General features: G+C 79.8%; 3 protein-coding genes. All 3 read right to left on the bottom strand.

The genetic code is table 11. From position 1 onward, the window contains the following. Nucleotides 1-619 (bottom strand): GGDEF domain-containing protein (locus tag ABKW28_RS22690; RefSeq protein ID WP_348613529.1); only part of this gene is annotated, 619 nt, incomplete at its 3' end. A 78-nt stretch (nt 620-697) separates the two neighbouring features. Further along, on the bottom strand, nt 698-1525 hold the full coding sequence (locus ABKW28_RS22685; protein WP_348613527.1) for a prepilin peptidase: 828 nt from the start codon (nt 1523-1525) through the stop codon (nt 698-700). Continuing rightward, nucleotides 1522-2017: EAL domain-containing protein (locus tag ABKW28_RS22680; protein WP_348613525.1), on the bottom strand; the 496-nt coding region annotated here is incomplete at its 5' end. The genes ABKW28_RS22685 and ABKW28_RS22680, both read right to left, overlap by 4 nt.

The following is a 2017-nucleotide window of genomic DNA, read 5'->3' as shown; positions in this document are numbered from 1 at the left end:
CGCCCGGGGGCCGTCCGCGGGCCGCCTTGGCGGCGTACATCGCCTGGTCGGCGGCGCGCAGCAGCTGCTCGAGCCCGTGCCCGTCGCGCCGGTGCAGGGCGACCCCGACCGAGGCGCGCACCGACAGGTCGACGCCCTGGGTGCGCACCGGGCGGGCGATGCTGGTCTCCACCCGGCTCGCCAGCTCCTCGGCCGCGGCGGCGGCCTCGGCCGGCTGGCCGGTGAGCGGCCCGCTCAGCAGCGCGAACTCGTCGCCGCCGAGCCGCACCGCGACCCCGTCGTCGCCGGCGACCTCGGCGACCCGGCGCGCCACCTCCCGCAGCACCGCGTCGCCGGCCTCGTGGCCGGCCATGTCGTTGACGGCCTTGAAGCCGTCGAGGTCGAGCACCAGCAGGGCGTGCGCCGCCGGCCCGGTCTCGAGGCGATCGGCGTGCCGCGCCAGCGCGGAGCGGTCGCCGAGCCCGGTCAGGACGTCGGTGGCGGCGTGGTCGGGCCCGGCCCCCGGCTGGTGCGGGCCGCCGAGCAGCCCGGCGAGCCCGCGGCCCGGGTGCAGCCGCGGCAGCCGGTGACCGACGCGCGGCAGGCGCGCGGCCAGCCCGCGCGCGCTCTCGGCGTCCATCGCAACCCCCGGGGGTGTCGCGGGCCGTCGTGGCCCGTCGGTGCGGAGCCTAGTGCGGGGCGCCGACGCCTGTGGCGGTCAGGCGATCCCGACCAGGCGCAGGTAGCCGGTGGCGAGGGGCTCGCCGGCGACGAGGCCCAGCCCGGCGCCCGCCAGCATGAAGGGGCCGAAGGGGATGCGCTGGCCGCGCCGCACAGTGCCCAGGCCCATCAGCAGCAGCGACCCGACGGCGCCCAGGGCGAAGCCGAGGGCCAGCCCCACGACGGCGGCGCTCACGCCCACCGCACCCAGCACCAGGCCCAGCAGCGGCGCCAGGGCGACGTCGCCCAGGCCCATGCCGCGCCCCGCCGTGACCGCCCACAGGGCGGCGTACACCCCGCCCCAGGCCAGCACGCCGACCAGCGGCCCGACCAGCTGGCCGGCCGCGGCAGAGGGGCCCTGCAGGGCCCACGTGGTGGTCCAGCCGGCCAGCAGCGCGGCGCCGGCCAGCAGCGCCGCGGTGCCGGTCACCGCGAAGGGCAGCCGGCCGTGGTCGAGGTCGATCAGGGCCAGCGCCACGCCCGCGCCGGCCACGACCAGGCAGGCGAGCAGCACCGGGGGGCGGGTCTCGGCGAGCGCGACCACCGCGAAGAGGACCGCCGTGCCGGCCTCCACGGCCGGGTAGCGCAGGGGGATCCGCACCCGGCAGTCGCGGCAGCGCCCGCGCAGCAGCAGCCAGGAGACGACCGGCACGTTGTCGCGCTCGCGCACCTCGTGACCGCAGGCGGGGCAGGCCGAGCGCGGCCGCACCACCGACAGCCCGGCCGGCACCCGGTGCACGACCACGTTGACGAACGAGCCCACCAGCAGGCCCAGCAGGCCCGCGAGGCCCGCCACCAGCGGGAGGGGCAGCACCGCCGCGCTCACGGCTGCCCCCCGACGGGGACCCCGCGCGCCGGGGCGGCGGGCGCCTCGGGGCCGCGGCGGTGCGAGCGGTTCCAGAACCCCACCCACTCGACGAGGTCGATGAGGGGGGTGGGCGGGGCCACCGCGAAGCCCTGCACCGCGTCGCAGCCCAGGCCCTCCAGCGCGGCGGCCGCCTCCCGGGTCTCGACCCCGTCGGCGACCACCCGCAGGCCCAGGCCGTGGGCGGCGTAGACCAGCGCCCGCACCCGGCGGGCCACCTCGTCGTCGCGGGCCACCTCGGCGCCCAGGCGCGGGTGCAGCTTGACCTCGCGCACGGCGGGGCTGGCCCACAGCGAGGTCAGCGAGGCCCGGTGGGTGCCGAAGTCCTGCACGCTCAGCCCGGCGCCGCAGGCACCCAGGGCGGCGTACGCCGTCGGCTCGCCGGCGCTGAGCCCGGTCGCCGACTCGCTGACCTCGAGGGTCAGCCGCGAGCCGTCGACGCCGGCGTCGACC

The organism is Nocardioides sp. 31GB23, assembly GCF_040012395.1.
GTDB classification, from domain to species: Bacteria; Actinomycetota; Actinomycetes; order Propionibacteriales; family Nocardioidaceae; genus Nocardioides; species Nocardioides salarius.
This window is presented reverse-complemented; position numbering and strand designations above follow the sequence as displayed.